The sequence below is a fragment of the Acinetobacter calcoaceticus ANC 3811 genome (assembly GCF_000399665.1).
Lineage (GTDB): Bacteria > Pseudomonadota > Gammaproteobacteria > Pseudomonadales > Moraxellaceae > Acinetobacter > Acinetobacter calcoaceticus_B.
On record NZ_KB976986.1, the window covers coordinates 3,146,839 to 3,163,204 of the forward strand.

General features: G+C 40.1%; 16 protein-coding genes. 7 read left to right on the plus strand and 9 right to left on the minus strand.

What is annotated here, in order from left to right; translation table 11 throughout:
• Positions 1–6: 6 nt before the first annotated feature.
• Positions 7–1,350, minus strand: a complete 1,344-nt coding sequence (locus tag F935_RS16000; protein WP_016139834.1) for an alpha/beta fold hydrolase — start codon at positions 1,348–1,350, stop codon at positions 7–9.
• A gap of 210 nt (positions 1,351–1,560) precedes the next feature.
• Between F935_RS16000 and F935_RS16005 the strand changes: the two genes are divergently transcribed.
• Together F935_RS16005 and parE are read left to right on the plus strand one after the other, a co-directional pair.
• A complete protein-coding gene (locus F935_RS16005) occupies positions 1,561–2,142 on the plus strand; it encodes a YqiA/YcfP family alpha/beta fold hydrolase (protein ID WP_016139835.1) in 582 nt (193 codons plus the stop codon).
• A 14-nt stretch (positions 2,143–2,156) separates the two neighbouring features.
• The gene (gene parE / locus F935_RS16010; RefSeq protein ID WP_016139836.1) at positions 2,157–4,040 is read left to right on the plus strand and encodes a DNA topoisomerase IV subunit B; all 1,884 of its coding nucleotides are present in this window, start codon (positions 2,157–2,159) and stop codon (positions 4,038–4,040) included.
• Between the two features lie 121 nt (positions 4,041–4,161).
• On the opposite strand, the gene F935_RS16015 is transcribed toward parE, so the two are convergent.
• Together F935_RS16015 and alc are read right to left on the minus strand one after the other, a co-directional pair.
• On the minus strand, positions 4,162–4,665 hold the full coding sequence (locus F935_RS16015; RefSeq protein WP_016139837.1) for an ureidoglycolate lyase: 504 nt from the start codon (positions 4,663–4,665) through the stop codon (positions 4,162–4,164).
• On the minus strand, positions 4,662–5,672 hold the full coding sequence (alc, locus tag F935_RS16020; RefSeq protein ID WP_016139838.1) for an allantoicase: 1,011 nt from the start codon (positions 5,670–5,672) through the stop codon (positions 4,662–4,664). The genes F935_RS16015 and alc overlap by 4 nt, the downstream gene beginning before the upstream one ends.
• A gap of 199 nt (positions 5,673–5,871) precedes the next feature.
• On the opposite strand from alc, the gene hpxO reads away from it, so the two are divergent.
• Positions 5,872–7,029: an FAD-dependent urate hydroxylase HpxO gene (gene hpxO / locus F935_RS16025; RefSeq protein WP_016139839.1), complete on the plus strand. Its 1,158-nt coding sequence runs from the start codon at positions 5,872–5,874 to the stop codon at positions 7,027–7,029.
• A 52-nt stretch (positions 7,030–7,081) separates the two neighbouring features.
• Here hpxO and F935_RS16030 read toward each other — a convergent pair whose 3' ends face one another.
• The 5 genes from F935_RS16030 to puuE all read right to left on the minus strand — a co-directional run bounded on the left by F935_RS16030 (position 7,082) and on the right by puuE (position 11,209).
• Positions 7,082–7,807 (minus strand): outer membrane protein OmpK, encoded by a 726-nt coding sequence (locus F935_RS16030; RefSeq protein ID WP_016139840.1) that lies wholly within the window; start codon positions 7,805–7,807, stop codon positions 7,082–7,084.
• 121 nt (positions 7,808–7,928) lie between these two features.
• Positions 7,929–9,296, minus strand: a complete 1,368-nt coding sequence (locus F935_RS16035; protein WP_016139841.1) for a nucleobase:cation symporter-2 family protein — start codon at positions 9,294–9,296, stop codon at positions 7,929–7,931.
• Positions 9,297–9,320: 24 nt separating this feature from the next.
• A complete protein-coding gene (uraH, locus tag F935_RS16040; protein WP_016139842.1) occupies positions 9,321–9,644 on the minus strand; it encodes a hydroxyisourate hydrolase in 324 nt (107 codons plus the stop codon).
• Entirely contained in the window at positions 9,641–10,144 is a 504-nt protein-coding gene (uraD, locus tag F935_RS16045) for a 2-oxo-4-hydroxy-4-carboxy-5-ureidoimidazoline decarboxylase (RefSeq protein WP_016139843.1), read from the minus strand. Before uraD ends, uraH begins: the two co-directional genes overlap by 4 nt.
• 99 nt (positions 10,145–10,243) lie before the next feature.
• On the minus strand, positions 10,244–11,209 hold the full coding sequence (gene puuE / locus F935_RS16050; protein ID WP_016139844.1) for an allantoinase PuuE: 966 nt from the start codon (positions 11,207–11,209) through the stop codon (positions 10,244–10,246).
• A 252-nt stretch (positions 11,210–11,461) separates the two neighbouring features.
• Here puuE and F935_RS16055 point away from each other — a divergent pair, with 252 nt between their 5' ends.
• From F935_RS16055 to dsbD, 4 genes are all read left to right on the plus strand, one after another.
• A complete protein-coding gene (locus F935_RS16055; RefSeq protein ID WP_016139845.1) occupies positions 11,462–11,812 on the plus strand; it encodes an HPF/RaiA family ribosome-associated protein in 351 nt (116 codons plus the stop codon).
• A 152-nt stretch (positions 11,813–11,964) separates the two neighbouring features.
• On the plus strand, positions 11,965–12,510 hold the full coding sequence (locus tag F935_RS16060; protein WP_016139846.1) for an ankyrin repeat domain-containing protein: 546 nt from the start codon (positions 11,965–11,967) through the stop codon (positions 12,508–12,510).
• 12 nt (positions 12,511–12,522) lie between these two features.
• Positions 12,523–13,290, plus strand: a complete 768-nt coding sequence (locus F935_RS16065) for a transporter (RefSeq protein ID WP_016139847.1) — start codon at positions 12,523–12,525, stop codon at positions 13,288–13,290.
• Between the two features lie 18 nt (positions 13,291–13,308).
• Positions 13,309–15,144 carry a protein-disulfide reductase DsbD gene (gene dsbD, locus F935_RS16070; protein WP_016139848.1) on the plus strand — a complete coding sequence of 612 codons (1,836 nt, stop codon included), beginning with the start codon at positions 13,309–13,311 and terminating at the stop codon, positions 15,142–15,144.
• Here the strand turns inward: dsbD and F935_RS16075 are convergent.
• On the minus strand, positions 15,139–16,332 hold the full coding sequence (locus F935_RS16075; RefSeq protein WP_035366366.1) for a GGDEF domain-containing protein: 1,194 nt from the start codon (positions 16,330–16,332) through the stop codon (positions 15,139–15,141). The two genes, dsbD and F935_RS16075, sit on opposite strands and share 6 nt — an antisense overlap.
• Positions 16,333–16,366: the final 34 nt, after the last annotated feature.

Below are 16,366 nucleotides of genomic sequence, written 5' to 3' on the forward strand. Positions count from 1 at the left end.
CTTTTTTTACGTCTCTACAATTCCTTCTAAATCTTCGAGCGTATAGTTCGGCATATCAATAATATGAGTTTGAATACCTTCTTGCACATAATCATTAATATTAGGATATAGCCAGCGAGTAATCTGTTCTGCGACGCTCGAGTGATACTGAATTTCAAAGTGATTTAAGCCATAAAATACGGCTTTATGAGAGTCTGGAACTTTGAGCTGAAAACGTGGATTTGGGTGCTCGCCTAGCGCGCTTTTTACACTCACCAAATAGTCGCCAATCACAGTAAGCGCTTTGTTGCGTACTTTTTCAAATTCGAGTGTTCCTGCTACTAAAAAGGTATTGATATGGGAAGGTAGAGGAGCTGGGGCACGGTTATCATCCATCATGCCAATTCGGGCATCCATATATTCCCAGTCGTCATCGCGAACGCTGCCGTGGCGTAAGTCTAAAATGCCATTACTACGAATATTAACCAGTTGACCGAGTAAACCCACAAAAGGGAAGGCCCCAAGTTTATCTTGTATGGTAAAGCCGAAGCGCTCCAACACTGCACCATGATGTGGAGAACCGATACATACCAGATTCTCGACCATATGAATCCATTGATACATATTTTGTTTGCCATAAAACAAGGCGCTACGAGAAACCAGTCCGCCCATACTATGGCCAATAATATCAATGCTGGTAATTCTTGGATTACGTTGTACTAAGTCTTCTAATAAGTTGGAAAAACTGCGCCCATTTGCTGAAATGCGTCGACCTGTATTGTAATTTAAATATAGCATGGTGTTATGGTCACGCTGGGCTAACAGACGTTCACCAATGCCGCCATAGTGTGCATTTGACCAACTAAGATGATTCATACACAAACCATGAACCAAAATCACAATACGCCCTGCAAGTTCCCCTTGTTGTATTGCACCGTAGTGATCGTATAGCACCGTCGGTAAGGCGAGTGGACTATGTTGTTTAAGTAGGTAATCCCCAAAAATTCCATTCAAAATTCCGACCAAAAAATGTTGGCTCTGAGTGAGTGGTTTTTCGTGAAGTGTGGGATATTTTTCAATAATGTGACGTAAACTTGGGGCTAAAAAGTGGCTACCATATTTTTGTAATGCGCCATAAGAAAATTGATATGCCTTTTGCACAAATGGTCGTTTTTGAAAGTTTTTTGCATTTTGAGTGCTCACACCAAAAGCATTTTTTAATACTTCAATATTAATAACTTGTATTAATTCATGTACACCATTTAAGCTGGTGCTGAACAGTTGAGCTAAACCTTCTAGTACGTCTGCCTGACTAGGTGGCGTACGATCCCATTTACAATAAGTCTCATGTAGTGGTGTTAAGCTCGGCATATCTTTTCCCCATATACGTTATAACTGACGTTTTAAGCTGTACTTTTTATCAACGGCAGTAAACGTTTCCATCTTAGTAGTTTAAATAACACATTTTTTTAAAATACTGATGAATGGTTAGTTGAGTGGTTTTTCTTGTCTGACAATTGTGCTTTTCTATACAAACTGAGAACAAAATTGTGAAATTTGTCTCAATTTAGAGGGAAATATATGAATATTATCTACCTCCATGGTTTTAATAGTAGCTCTCTTTCGATTAAAGGACTGAGCTTAAGGCAGTATTGTAGCGAATTAGGGATTGATGTGCATTTGCCAAACCTAAATAGATCTCCAGATCAGGTGGTTGAGCAAGTTTCAGAACTTATTGAAAGTCTGGATGATGTTGCATTGGTTGGTAGTAGTTTAGGTGGTTTTTTTGCGACATATTTTGTCGCGAAATATAATATTCCAGCTGTACTGATTAATCCTGCTATGCAACCATGGAAGTTGTTTGATGAGTTGTTTCAAGTTGAAAGTATGCCCTATGTGGTGAATGATCAATGGTCAATTGATCATGTTCAGTTGCGACAGTTACAACAACTGGAACTGAAACAACCTAAAAATGCCGACAAAATACTCGTCTTGTTGCAACAAGGCGACGAAATTTTGGATTATCGTCAAGCACAACGCTATTATAGTGCTGCAACGCCATCCTCATTGATTTTGACGGATGCTCATGGCAATCATGCTATGGAAGATTTTGAAGAAAAATTACCGTTAGTGATCGAATTCTTTGCGCACACCATCAAATAAGGAAAACGTACAACGTGACACAATATACGGCTCAATCGCTTGAAGTCCTTTCTGGTTTAGACCCTGTTCGTCGTCGTCCAGGGATGTATACCGATACGACTCGACCTAACCATTTAGCTCAGGAAGTTATTGATAATGCTGTTGATGAAGCATTAGCGGGTCATGCCGACAAAATATGTGTCACAGTTTATAAAGATGGTTCCTTGTCGGTTGAAGATAACGGCCGTGGTATGCCGGTTGATATTCACCCTGAATATGGTCAATGTGGTATTGAAATTATTTTGACCAAGCTCCATGCTGGCGGTAAATTTAGTACCGATAATTACCAGTTTTCTGGTGGTTTGCATGGCGTGGGAATTTCAGTTGTAAATGCTTTATCAACACGTGTTGAGGTCGAAGTCCAACGTCAGGGTAACCTATACCAAATGGCGTTTGAGCAAGGTGAACCCGTTGCACCTTTGGCTGTTCTCGAAGGTAAAGCTCCAAAACGCGCGACAGGTACAACAGTACATTTTTGGCCAGAAACCAAATATTTTGATAGTCCGAAATTTGCTTTAAAAGCCCTAAAACATAATTTAAAAGCCAAAGCTGTTTTAGCCGCTGGTTTAAAAATTATCTATATCGATCAAATTAACGATGAAAAAATCGAATGGCAATTTGAAAATGGCCTCGTCGATTATTTGATGGATGAATTGCAAGACCGCGAAATTTTGCCAAATCCTGCTTTTGTGAGTAATGGTCAGGCAGATCGTGCGGCATGTGAGTTTGCGATTTGCTGGAATGTAGAAGGTGGTGAGCAGGTTCAAGAAAGTTATGTCAACCTGATTCCAACCGCGCAAGGCGGTACTCATGTGAACGGTTTACGTTCAGGGGTAACCGAAGCATTACGTGAGTTCTGTGAGTTACGTAACTTGTTGCCACGTAACCTTAAACTTTCGGCAGAAGATGTTTGGGATGGCGTGAACTATATTTTGTCACTCAAGTTCCAAGAACCGCAGTTTTCAGGTCAAACCAAAGAGCGTCTCTCTAGCCGAGAAGCATCTAATATTGTTTTAAATATTGCCAAAGATGCTTTTTCACTTTGGCTAAACCAACATGCTGAAATTGCCATGCAACTGGCAGAAATGGCGATTTCTAAAGCAGGTCGTCGTTTAAAAGCAGCTAAAAAAGTTGAGCGTAAAAAGATTGTTTCTGGCCCTGCTTTACCAGGTAAATTGGCTGACTGTGTTGGGCAAACCCGTGAAGACACTGAGCTATTCATTGTCGAGGGTGACTCAGCAGGTGGTAGTGCCAAGCAAGCACGTGATAAAAACTTTCAAGCCATCATGCCAATTCGTGGAAAAATCTTAAATACGTGGGAAGTTTCTTCAGATGAAGTATTGGCTTCTCAAGAAGTTCACGATATTGCGATTGCCATTGGCGTAGACCCAGGTAGTGATGATTTATCAGAGCTGCGTTATGGCAAAATCTGTATTTTGGCCGATGCTGACTCGGATGGTTTACATATTGCGACCTTATTATGTGCTTTATTCGTTAAACACTTTCCTACATTGGTTGAGGAAGGTCATCTGTTTGTAGCAATGCCACCCTTGTTCCGTATCGACATTGGTAAAGATGTCCATTACGCGCTTGATGATGATGAGCTGGAAGTCATCTTGAAAAATGTGAAAGGCAATCGTAATCCGCAAATTACCCGATTCAAAGGACTGGGTGAGATGAACGCGAGCCAGCTACGTGAAACGACCATGGATCCAAACACTCGTCGTTTAGTACAGCTCGATCTAGATGATGCTCATTTTACAGCGGGCTTACTTGATAAGTTACTTGCCAAAAAACGTTCGGCAGATCGTAAGCAGTGGCTTGAGCAGAAGGGTAACTTAGCTGATATCACTGTTTAAAATAGAATAAAAAAATCCCCGCTTATATAGGCGGGGATTTTTTATGTAAATCTAAATTGTTGGAAATTACCACAATGGGTTCTGCCATTAAATTAAAATAGACAGATCTGTATATTTTAATTTAGGCCGTAATTTTTATCGCAAATGGAAATTGAAAAACATCACAATTCGCTCCTGCTCCAATTCGATCCACTACTACAAAATCACTCGGTGCTTCAAAGGTAAGCAAAGGATGATGCCAAGTGCCTGCCCGATAATTGATACTTTGCTTTCCATTTGAAACAAATGCACATAGCTTTGAAATGTCGGGAGTATTCTCGTCTAAAGCAGGTGCCACAATAATTAAAAACTTTTGTTGCTGTAGTGGAATAAATGCCTGAGAGCCTTTCGGATGACGTTCTAGCATTGAAATTTCCAGAGGCAATACACTGGCTTTAATATTACGAAAAATACTAATTCCTGCGTTTGCTTCCCCCTCAATCTCAGTTTGGACGAGCGCATGGTAGCGTTCGGTGTGGGCATCATTAATATGAAAAAAGTCATGCCCGTCACAACAAATGACCTCTCCGAAGGGCTGAAAGTTCTCAATTGTTAAAGGCTGAATTTGGACATTATTCATGATCATGACTTGGCAATTTTTCCCCATAAACGAACGCGGCTAATTCCACCATCCGGAATCATGTTAATACGAATATGGGAGATTTTTTCATGCTGTAAAATCTCATTCACATATTCATGAATATGGTCCATTTGCATTGGTTGAGCTTCAAGTAAATAAGACCAGAACATACTTTGTGGAATTAGCTGTGCATCAGTTGCATTTTCAAGGTAAACCGCTTGTATGGATACTTGGGCAGGGAAATTGCCTTTAAAGTGAGCCGTATCAATTTCAAGCTTCTCAATTTTTCCGCTTTTACCCAACGCAAGAATACACCAGTCATAACCGGGTGCTCGGCGGCGTTTGGTTTCCCATCCATCGCCCATGTTCACGCCACGGCCAGGGTTAATCAAATTACGCGGATGTCCGAAATGAGCATCGCTATAGGCAACTACGCGGCCACCATTTTCTAGAGCTAATAAATCGAGAGTTTGCTCACTATCAGTCACCTGAATATGAACGTCTCCATAAACTCGTAAACGGGCAATACCACCATCTGGGAAAATATTGAGGCGTATATGAGTGAAAAGTGCATCATTATTGACCATAAAAATATGATGCTGGCTTGGGCCGAGTTCCGTATTTCCTAAAAGACTCTCCCATTTTGCCCCTGTAAGGTCATCATTTGGTGCATAACATGCTTCTAATGATGCAGATGCAGGATAATTTCCTGTAAAAAAGCTGGTATCAATATCGAGTGCACTGATTTTTCCACTTACACCAAGCTTCACAATGCACCAGTCATAGCCTGCGTGACGCTTACGACGCGTTTCCCAACCGTCCATCCATTTGCCGTTGTCATCAAATTTATCTTCAACAAAAATAGGTGCATCAAATTGCAGCATACGCTTTGCTTCTGCAAAGAAATCATCTGAACACTCAATGACTTGTGCACCAATTCGGGCATCTACCAAATTGGTTTTCGTATTCAAAATTTCAGGAAGTTCAAATGCTGGGGCGTGCAATGTTGCCATAGTAGATTATCCGTATTTCTTGTTAAAAACATGATTTTTCATTTAAAACTGCGCCAACACGGAGCGTGCTGAGACGAGTTTTACACGTAAATATATAAGCATGGTGCATGCCAGTTTTGTGGAAAAGCTAAATAAATTTTGAAGGATGGCATGTTTTTAGCATAAGCACTCTATAGGTGAATATCTATAGGAGCGTGTTATGAATGTGGTGATTATTGGTGCGGGAATGGGAGGTCTAACCACAGGCATTGCATTAAAAAAATTTGGTCACCAAGTTCGTATTTTTGAGCAAACTGAAAAGATTCTTCCAGTTGGTGCTGCAATTTCGCTGTGGTCGAATGGTGTCAAATGTCTAAACTATCTAGGATTAACTGACAAAATCGCCAAACTTGGTGGACAAATGGATGATTTGGCCTATGTGGATGGTTTAACTGGAGATGTGATGACACAATTCAGTTTACTACCATTAATTGAAGAAGTAGGCCAAAGACCTTATCCAGTTGCACGTGCCGATTTACAAAATATGCTGATGGATGAATTTGGCAGAGATCAGATTTATTTAGGTAAAAAAATGGTCAGCCTTCAAGACAAAGCTGATTATGTTGAGGTCCATTTTGCAGATGGCAGTTCAACGCAGGCTGATCTATTAATTGGGGCTGACGGTACTCACTCACTTACACGGACCTATGTTTTGGGCCAACAAGTACAGCGCCGTTATGCGGGTTATGTGAACTGGAATGGCCTGGTTGAAATATCTGAAGATTTAGCTCCAGCTCAGCAATGGACAACTTATGTGGGAGAGGGCAAGCGAGCTTCTTTAATGCCGGTTGCAGATGGTAAGTTCTATTTCTTTTTAGATGTACCTTTGCCAGTAGGTCTAGACAATAATCGAGATGACTATAAAAAACTTTTAAAACAATATTTTGCTGATTGGTGTTTGCCAGTACAGCAACTCATTGAACGTTTAGACCCGCAAAAGACCAATCGGGTAGAAATCCATGACATTGAACCGTTTACTCAGTTTTATAAAGGTCGTGTGGTAATTTTAGGTGATGCTGCACACAGCACCACACCTGATATTGGTCAAGGCGGTTGCCAAGCGATGGAAGATGCGATTTATTTAGCGCGTTCTTTGCAAATTAACACTTTAGGTGTCGAAGATGCTTTACGTCGCTATCAAAATAAGCGCAATGAACGTGCAAATGAATTGGTACTTCGTGCGCGTAAACGCTGTGATGTGACCCATATGAAAGATGAATCGGTTACACAAGCGTGGTATGCAGAATTACGCCGTGAACAAGGCGGACATATTATGCAGGGGATTATTAGCAATATTGTGGGTAATCCACTCGATTAAAACAAAAACAGCAAGGAATTTTCCTTGCTGTTTAATCTTCTAAATCATAATTTTAGAAGTGGTATTTAACCAAAGCACTGACGTTATTTTCGTCTGCACCTTTAATACCGAATTTGTTATTCCACACAGAGTGCTCAATACCGAGGTATAAACGTGTGTCAGGAGAAATGTGCTTACCTACATTCCATTTCCATTGTGTTGTCCAGTTCAACTCGCTGGCATGATCGCCCTCAGCAGTTGACCAGTCAAGGAAACCATCTACCAAGAAATCTTCAGATGCGATTTTAAATGGAATGCCATAAACGAATGTCATTTGATAATCGTCGTCGGTCTTGTCATTATCCGCACGGTAGAAGTTTAAATTTGCATATTGGAAATATGGGATATTTAAGTCAACTGCAAAACCATACAAGAAATTGTTGAAGTTGTTACCGTTTTCCCTATTGCCCTCCCAAGTAGTACTAATCAGTACATCTTTGATCGGACCATACGCCAGTTTTTTGCCTGACACTTCGCCTAAGCTTAAACGTGGTGATAACTCAAAATATGTACTTTTATGATCGTCTTCACCACGCATGTGGTCCATGAAGAAAAACACATCAGCATATTTAACTTTCGCCGCATATTCCAAAGTAATCGTGGTTTCTTTGTCATCTACAACTTCATAGTTTTCACCATAAAGTCCAGTCACGCTAAAATCTTGCCAGATTGGTTTTGCCTGAACCATGGCAGTTGCAGATAACAAGGCACAAGTCGCCGCAAGTTGCTTTAATTGCATTTAAATGATCTCCCCCCAAATAAAGCACGCTAAGGATACAGTGTCTTAAGCAAAAATGAAGCCAAATTTGATCAACGGTTAAAAAAATGCCCACCGAAGTGGGGCGCTAAAAACTAAAAGATTAATGTGGGTTTTGTGTCTTTATTGTTTGGCTTAAATGCGGGGTACGCGAGCTGCGAAATGTGGGGAAATGATTAAATAATAAATTCAATAAGATAGCAAAAATACATGTTGAGCTAATGCCAGAATGGAATAAAGTTTGTACCCAAACTGGAAAATGAGCATAAAACTCATGATTAATAATTGGGATCATTCCTGCCGATAAAGCGGTCGCTACAATAATTAAATTTTTCTGATCGTTATAATCTATTTTTGCCAAAGTGCGAATTCCACTCGCTGCAACCGATCCAAATAAGACCAAACCTGCACCACCAAGTACAGGCATTGGAATCGCGGCAATCAAACGCCCCATAATAGGGAGTAACCCCAAAATAATCAGAATCACACCGCCTGCTGCCACGACAAAACGGCTTTTGATGCCGGTAATTGCAACCAGTCCAACATTTTGGGCAAAAGCGCTTTGCATGAACGAACCAAAGATAGGTGCAAAAGCACTTGAAAACATATCTGCACGAACACCATTGGCAATACGTTTAGCATCTACTTCAGTTCCTACAATGTCTCCGACAGCAATAATATCGGCTGTGGTTTCCGTCATAATGACTAGCGTCACAATCAACATCGACAAGATTGCACTAAGCTCGAAAGTCGGCAAACCAAATGCAAATAGGTGTGGAAATTGCAGCCATGCGCCTGAGCTCACCTGAGTAAAATCACCAAAACCCATAAAGTAGGCGAGGGTGGTACCAGCAACAATAGCCAACAAAATTGATAAGCGGCGAATGCTTGCTTGCGGCAGCATATTTAGAATAATCACAATGCCTAAGGTCAGTAAGGCTAAAGAGATATTTTCTACGCTCCCCCAATCCGGTGCTTTGTTGTTACCTCCCATCATCCAGCGAATCGCAACGGGTAAAAGAGATAGTCCAATAATCGTGATGACGCATCCGGTCACAACGGGTGGGAAAAAACGAATAATTTTTGAAAAGTAAGGTGCAAGGCATAGTCCAATCAGAGATGCGACAATCACCGCACCATACACAGCAGGTAAGCCGCCACCTGTAGTGATGATGGCAACCATAGTTGCAACACCTGCGAAAGACACACCCTGAACTAAAGGTAATTTTGCGCCTAGATATTTGGTTCCAATGGTTTGAATTAGTGTTGCTAATCCGCCTACAAATAGGGCTGCTGCAATCAACATTCCGACTTGTGCTGAGCTTAATCCAGCGGCTGTTCCAATAATGAGTGGCGGGGCAACAATGCCCCCATACATGGTCAGCACATGCTGTAAGCCGTAAGCAAAACTTTTGGAAATTCCTAAATATTCATGCTCTGGAGAAATCGCATTTTTTTGCTGATGATTCATATTTTTCTCCTATTTATATTTGAATTAACTACCGCGATAAGTGGAGTAAGCAAACGGGCTGATCAGTAAAGGAATGTGATAATGCTGATTGACGTCTTCTATAAAAAATTGAATACAAACACGCGGGAAAAAAGTTTTGATTTGCTGAGATGAAAAATAAGGCGCAATTTCAAATTCAAGTTGATAAGCACCTTTTTCAAAGTCCTTTATTCCAAAGTCACCAACTCGACCGTCTGGGTTAGTGGTTGCGGTCGCAATCAGCTCATGGGTTTCTGCATGAAACAACTTCACTTCTACGTGTGCAGCTGGTTTGCCTAAATTCGTATCTAAAATATGAGTGCTGATCATGCTTGTATTTCCTGAGATAGACGTAATAGAGCAATCGCTGCGAGTTGCTCATGTACAATTACTTTTTCGATAGCTAAGTCATGTTGTAAACGTTCATGTAGTTTTTTTAAAATCTCATCGCTACTAAGGCCCGCTGCTTTAATTAAAAAAATAAAGCCAAATTTTTGTTCATAATCGAGGTTGCCTTGTAGCAGCGCTTGTTGCGTTTGTTCATCTAAAGAAATGCCAGCTTGTTCCTGATTTGAAAAATGTTGCTCTTTTGCATTGAGTTGCTTTTTTGCTTGTCTTTCACCAATTTTTGGGTGGGTTGCTAAAGCAGTTTCAATGTCTTGCCATGACCACATTTGACTTAAATTGTCTGCATGATCTAAAAGAGATGCTCTTGTTGAATAAGGGCGTTCTGAGATGATTTTCTCGGCCCATGCGGGAATGTGGACACAGTTTTTTAACAAAGTCTTGAGTTGTTCGGGTGGGGCTTGATTAAACTCGGCTAAAAACACTGTTATTCCTAAACTCATTGTCGTGATATAGAGTTTTAGCAATAACAGTGCCAAGAGGGGTTCATGATTTGCTTATTAATTTGGAAAATTAAAAATCAATTATTTAGTTATGTGATTTTTATACCAATGTTCAGCAATATCTTGACGACTACATATCCAGACACGATCGTGCATTTGAATATAGTCGAGAAATTTTTGTAGTGCTTTAAAACGACCCGGATGCCCTAAAATACGGCAGTGCATTCCAATCGACATCATTTTTGGTGCAGTTTCTCCCTCTGCATACAGCACATCAAAACTATCTTTTAAATATTGAAAAAACTGTTCTGAACTATTAAATCCGCCTGGTGAGCAGAATTTCATGTCGTTACATTCCAAGGTATAAGGAATAATTAGATGAGGACGTGATGCACCCGCAGCATTGGTGAGAGTCGTCCAAAAAGGTAGATCATCGCCATAATAATCAGAGTCGTATTGAATTTGTGGGAACTCTGCAAGTAACTGACGGGTATTGGGGCTGTCGCGTCCGGTGTACCAACCTATCACTTTATTTCCAAACAAGTTTTCTAAGACAGATAAAGCTTGTTCCATATGCTGTTTTTCAACTTCAATATCGGTATCTTGATAGTGAAGCCAACGATAACCATGAGAAACCACATCATAATCAGCTTGTTTAATCGCTTCCACAATATAAGGATTGCGGACAAGTGCCATTGCAACCCCAAAAATGGTCATTGGAAGTTTGCGCTTTTGGAACTCATTATGAATGCGCCAAAAACCAGCACGCGAACCATATTCGTACATCGAGTCCATCGACATATGTTTAGCTGGGTAACTTGCTGCACCAATAATCTCCGATAAAAACTGTTCTGAGCCATCATCGCCGTGCTCAATATGTTTTTCGCCACCTTCTTCATAATTAAGAACAAATTGCACTGCAATCTTGGCATTGTTAGGCCATTTCACCTGTGGAGGCTGTCCGTGATAACCGATCAAATCACGTGAATAAGGAGACTTTTGAATTTGCTCAATGAGCTCGGCTCCAGATAGATAAGATTTGGACACGATTGCTCTCCTTTTGTTCAATTTTTCATAAAAATTTAAAAAATCAGCTTGCATATTTTTATAGATGGACTGATATTGAAGATATGAAGATCTTCAAAATAAATTAAAACCAGTACGTTTAAGTCAGGAGATAACAAACCATTACACCATCAAAATGTACAATTGAAGTCAGTTCATGCATGCTTAAAACATGCCAACATAAAAAAGTTTTGCATAGAAAAGTTCCACAGTAAGAAAGAAAGGATGGTATTTATGAATATTGAAATCCGCACAGATAAAAACATCCATAATAGTGAACGTTTAATTACTTATGTACGTACAGAACTTACTCAAGAATTCCAACGTCACAGCGAACGTATTACGCATTTCTCGGTTCATTTTAGTGATGAAAATGGGGACAAAAGTGGTGACAAAGATATCCACTGTATGATTGAAGCACGTCCTTCAGGTTTGAAACCAGTTGCAGTTCACCATAAGGCAGGAAATATTGACGCTTCAATCCATGGCGCGATTGAAAAATTAAAACGTAGCCTCGAACATACTTTTGAGAAAAAAGAACACCCGAGAGGTGGGCAACCAGAATTCATTGATGATGAAGTTTAATTGAAAATGCTAAAAAGCCCTTCGGGGCTTTTTTTATATTTGATGAAAATAAACTATTCACAACATTAGGTTTGCAATGCGATGCAATCAACCTCTAAAATCTGGAGATGAGATTAGGCATAATAGCCCTAATATATTTTTGAGAGATGGTCATGTTAACCACCCAGCAGCAAGCTTTAATTAAAGCCATAGAAGAATTAGAACTCGCGCAAGTGCAGAAATTACTTGCTGACGGACTTGATCCGAACTTTATTGATCCGGAGCAAGGGCCACCTGTATCAATTATCTGTGACGGAATTTTTAAATGGTGGGAAAATGTATCGGAAGCTTATGAAGCTGGTACACCATTATCAAAAGAAGAGAAGCAACAATCGTTACAAGTTTACCTCGATATTCTTGAAGCTCTAATTCAAGCTAAAGCCAATGTACACCTTTGGGATGCAGAAGAGTTTTACGGTCCGTTATGGGATGCTGCAAGCTCGGCATGTGCTCCAGCTGTTCAACGTTTACTCGATGAAAAAGTTGATCCAAACTCTCGTGATGAAGAAGGACTCACCATTTTATCTTCAATCAGTCAGTTGTTCTTTGATTGTGATTTTGATGAAATAGATTGGTCAGAATCGCTTGAAGAAGAGCGTGAAACATTAGAATTATTGCGCCGTCATGGGGCTAAAATGACGAAAGAATTAACTACTTGATTGGATATTAAAATGAAAATAGTACAAATTTTAACTTTTGCCCTTACAACTGTTGCTGCTGGAAGTACTTTCGCCGCAGAGTTTTCCTTTGACCGTCCTGGAGCAGGCTTCGGAACAGGTATTACACCAGTGGGTAAGTTAGCTTGGGAACAAGGTTTACCTAGTGCGACTTATACAGAGTCGACTGTCGATGGCGTTAAAGAAAAGACCGTAACTGTAAATGAGGATATGCTATTCCGTACAGGTTTGGCTGATGGCTTAGAATTACAATTAGGGTGGCAAGGTCCAGCATGGACTCAAACCAAACGTGCTGGCAAAAAAACTGACAATTCAGGTTTTGGTGATGTAAGCATCGGTTTGAAAAAAGCAATTGATCTAGATGATGACAACTTATCAATGGCTGTGTTAGCTCAGGCTGTCATTGCAACTGGTAATGATGAATTTACTGCGCATGATGATATTTATAGCCTAAGCTCAGCAGTGGCTTATAAGTATGATGACTTGATTGATACTTCAATTACCATGCGTTACGAAGTGCAAAACAGTAATTGGGCTGTGACTGCAATTCCAGCAATCAACTATAAGATCGCTGGTAAACTTTCTGGATATTCTGAATTCATTTACCGTAAAGCTGAAAGCCAAGACTATGAATACGGTTTAGGTACAGGTTTAGTGTACGCCGTAAATAATCGTACTCAGCTTGACGCAAGTATTGGGGTGGATTTAGAGGGTCAAGACAAGAGCTACAATGGTGGCTTAGGCGTGGCGTTCTTGTTCTAATCGAAGCAATTTAAATTTATGTTAATGAAAAAGCTTATTCATCAGGGAATTCTTTATTTTCTAGCAGTTGCTGTTTGTGTGTTTAGCCAGTTGGCTGCTGCGCAAGATAAGTTGCTCTCTCCCGAACAGGCTTTTTCATTTTCGGTTGAATCTTCTGAGTCGCATACGGCGAGTTTATCTTGGCAGATTCAGCCAAATTATTATTTATATCAGCATAAATTTACCGTACAACAAGGTACTCAACCTTTAGCTTTAAAATTACCTAAAGCGATTGCTCAATATGATGAAAATTATGGGCAAAGTCAGGTTTACTACCATCAAGTTAATTTCCAAATTAAGACAAAGCCTTCAGAGCACTATAGTGTGACTTGGCAGGGCTGCGCCAAAGACCGTATTTGTTATCCGCCACAAACGATTGAGTTTCAAACCGATGCAGATGGTTTGGTTGGTGTGCAAAACCAAGCGGGAACAGTGCCAAAACGATTGCTAGATTTGGCAAATACCCAATCCGACACTTCTTCAGATTCAAAACTTTTAGAAAAAGAGCAGAGTAAAGAGCCAGTAATAGACTCATCTACAGATTCAGAGCCACAAATTGCACAAGATCAGATTTGGTCAGCTAAGTTAATTGAACACTCGCTTTGGTATGGAATTTTATTATTTCTCGGTTTAGGCATGCTGCTCGCATTTACACCATGTTCTTTACCGATGCTGCCTATTTTAACTTCATTAATTATTCGAGAACATAAAGGTCTAAAGGCTTGGGCCATTGCACTTACTTTTGTTTGCAGCATGGCATTAGTCTATGCAGGCTTGGGTTTAATTGCTTCTTCAGCAGGCTTAAATTTTCAACGCTGGTTACAACAGCCTGCGACTTTAATTGCTTTTAGTTTGTTGTTTATTATCTTTGCTCTGAACTTATTTGGCTTGTTTGAAATTCGTTTACCGCAAACATGGTTAAACCGACTTGACCGTATTCAGTCGATGCAACAAGGCGGCACTTTAGTTGGTGCGGGAGTCATGGGTGTGGTTTCTGCACTTTTGGTCGGTCCTTGTATGACTGCACCTCTCGCTGGAACTTTATTATTTATTTCTCAAACACAAAACCAATGGCAAGGGGCTTTGCTTTTATTTTGCCTAGGTTTTGGAATGGGAATTCCGTTGTTACTGGCAAGTATTTTAGGGGCCAAATTCTTGCCTAAAGCGGGAGACTGGATGCATCAGATTAAAGTGATTTTTGCTTTTCTGATGTTGGGTTTAAGCCTCTACTTTATTCGTCCTTTATTGCCAGATTGGGGCATGCAAGTACTTAGTTTAGTGCTAGGCCTTGCTTTTATAGCCTATGCTGTTTATCAGTTTTTTTGGAAAAAAGGGCAGCTACAGTGGCTCTATGCGATCTTATTATTAATCGTTACCCCTTTTGTAGCCTATAACCAATATCAACATATTCAAAATCGAAATTTGCAAAGTTCCGAGCACATGGCCGAGTGGCATGTTGCGACTAGCGCGGCAGACTTCCAAAAGATTTTAGCAGCAGCACCTACTGATCGGGCTATTGTGGTTGATGTATATGCAGATTGGTGTGTTGCTTGCCAACCGATCGAGCATCGTATTTTAAAAGCACCAGAAGTTCAGACAGCTCTCGCACCTTACTATTTAATTAAGCTTGATTTGAGTCATTATGATCAGTCACATGAAGCTCTACTCAAGCAATGGAATATTTTGGGGCCACCGACTTATCTATTTTTAAGCCCAGAGCAAAAAGAAATTCGCGCTTTGCGTTTAACGGGTGCTTTTAGTCAGCAAGAGCTTTTGCAGCAACTCGTGAGTTTGGCAAAACTAAAAAAATCATAGTGTATTAAGAACTTCAGTTTGATGAAATGTACGTACCTGATTACGTCCTGAAGCTTTTACCGCATAAAGTGCTTGGTCTGCCTGCCGAATAACAAGATAAGGGTCTTGTGCAAAAGCTGAACAGCTTATTCCAAAACTTGCACTAATATGAATGGGATTATTTTGAGTGCTACAAACAGGTAATTCTTGCAAAGCATGACGACAACGCTCAGCAATTTTTTCTGCTTGAATAATATCGGTATGGGGGAGTAGTAAAATAAATTCCTCTCCACCAAATCGACCAATAATATCTTCATTACGCAAATTTTCAGAAAGACATTGAGCGATTTCTATTAAGACCTGATCACCTTGGTGATGTCCGTATATATCATTAATTTTTTTAAAATGATCGATATCAAGAAGTACCACCGCATATTCAAATTGCTGTTGGTGCATTGATTCTAAATGCGTGTTTAAACTCCGCCTATTTAATACATTCGTTAATGGGTCGATTTGGCTTAAGCGTTGAATATAGGTTTCTCGCTGACGCCATTGGGTCAGTAATATTTCAAATAAAATAAAACAGGCCAACAAAATAGGCATAATAAAAAATGCCATGCTTCCTAACCAAAATGGATTAGTTTGGGCACGTTGCATAGCAATCAGATTAAATAAAGGCGCATAAGGCAAAGCACCTTTCATACTTAAATAAGTAGATACAGTTAAAATAATTGTCGCAGGTACGAAAGCGCTATAAACAATTTTTCGGTCAAATAACACCAGACCGACACCAATGGTACCGACATAACCCACCATGGTAGCGGGGCTAATACTGCCAATTAAATATCCATCGTGGCATAGCATGAGCGTAAAAAATTGCACACTCACTAAAGGAATAATTCGTTGAGCCCATTCATCATTTTTGTAGCGATAGCAGGGGATAATCAAAAGAGCCAATAAAAATAAGGTTAATAAATTGAGCCAGAGTTGCGACTCAACTAAAGGTAAGTGTGTCCATTGCCAGACACTAGGGGTAATGAGAATATAGCCTTTCCATAAAATCCAACTGAAATTCATTGCACAGGCAAGTGTGAGCATCAGGGCGCTCTTTTGTAATGGCGTCCAGTTAATGATGTGATTATTGTGGATGAAATCGATTATCACCTGTTTTATTCTATGTATTAGATGAGTGATTAAACGACTTTTCATAATAAGTAAGGGCTCCTAAATATAGATGCCTCTT

What these genes read in the sequence shown, in the direction of transcription:
- F935_RS16000 (WP_016139834.1), bottom strand. Translation starts at nt 1,350, where the DNA reads ATGCCGAGCTTAACACCACTACATGAGACTTATTGTAAATGGGATCGT.
- F935_RS16005 (WP_016139835.1), top strand. Translation starts at nt 1,561, where the DNA reads ATGAATATTATCTACCTCCATGGTTTTAATAGTAGCTCTCTTTCGATT.
- F935_RS16015 (WP_016139837.1), bottom strand. Translation starts at nt 4,665, where the DNA reads ATGATCATGAATAATGTCCAAATTCAGCCTTTAACAATTGAGAACTTT.
- alc (WP_016139838.1), bottom strand. Translation starts at nt 5,672, where the DNA reads ATGGCAACATTGCACGCCCCAGCATTTGAACTTCCTGAAATTTTGAAT.
- hpxO (WP_016139839.1), top strand. Translation starts at nt 5,872, where the DNA reads ATGAATGTGGTGATTATTGGTGCGGGAATGGGAGGTCTAACCACAGGC.
- F935_RS16030 (WP_016139840.1), bottom strand. Translation starts at nt 7,807, where the DNA reads ATGCAATTAAAGCAACTTGCGGCGACTTGTGCCTTGTTATCTGCAACT.
- F935_RS16035 (WP_016139841.1), bottom strand. Translation starts at nt 9,296, where the DNA reads ATGAATCATCAGCAAAAAAATGCGATTTCTCCAGAGCATGAATATTTA.
- uraH (WP_016139842.1), bottom strand. Translation starts at nt 9,644, where the DNA reads ATGATCAGCACTCATATTTTAGATACGAATTTAGGCAAACCAGCTGCA.
- F935_RS16055 (WP_016139845.1), top strand. Translation starts at nt 11,462, where the DNA reads ATGAATATTGAAATCCGCACAGATAAAAACATCCATAATAGTGAACGT.
- F935_RS16060 (WP_016139846.1), top strand. Translation starts at nt 11,965, where the DNA reads ATGTTAACCACCCAGCAGCAAGCTTTAATTAAAGCCATAGAAGAATTA.
- F935_RS16065 (WP_016139847.1), top strand. Translation starts at nt 12,523, where the DNA reads ATGAAAATAGTACAAATTTTAACTTTTGCCCTTACAACTGTTGCTGCT.
- dsbD (WP_016139848.1), top strand. Translation starts at nt 13,309, where the DNA reads ATGTTAATGAAAAAGCTTATTCATCAGGGAATTCTTTATTTTCTAGCA.
- F935_RS16075 (WP_035366366.1), bottom strand. Translation starts at nt 16,332, where the DNA reads ATGAAAAGTCGTTTAATCACTCATCTAATACATAGAATAAAACAGGTG.